Source organism: Stenotrophomonas sp. SrG (assembly GCF_050031795.1).
Lineage (GTDB): Bacteria > Pseudomonadota > Gammaproteobacteria > Xanthomonadales > Xanthomonadaceae > Stenotrophomonas > Stenotrophomonas rhizophila_A.
The window spans coordinates 1-229 of record NZ_JBNBBE010001883.1 but is presented as its reverse complement, the minus strand read 5'-3'; the positions used below and the strand labels follow the sequence as shown (position 1 = coordinate 229).

The following is a 229-nucleotide window of genomic DNA, read 5'->3' as shown; positions in this document are numbered from 1 at the left end:
CCGGCACTTACGCGTTTCGACAGCGCGCGCCGAACGACGTGCACGCCGTCAACGGCCGCAAGCACATCACGCAACCGCTCCGGACCGCGAACATGGCCTCCGCCAGACTGCGCGCGATCGGCTGGGCATCATGCTATGCACCCGCGTACGACGTGTTGCGGGCGCGACGGGTGGCACGGATTAGCACAAAGGATCTGGACGCGCTCGCCGAGCGATTGATTGGCGGGGG

1 protein-coding gene is annotated in these 229 nt (G+C 67.2%); it reads left to right on the top strand.

Annotated features, from left to right (window positions below):
- A partial coding sequence (locus tag ACQG3P_RS25725; protein WP_426806626.1) for a DUF6538 domain-containing protein occupies positions 1–229 on the top strand: 229 nt, incomplete at both ends.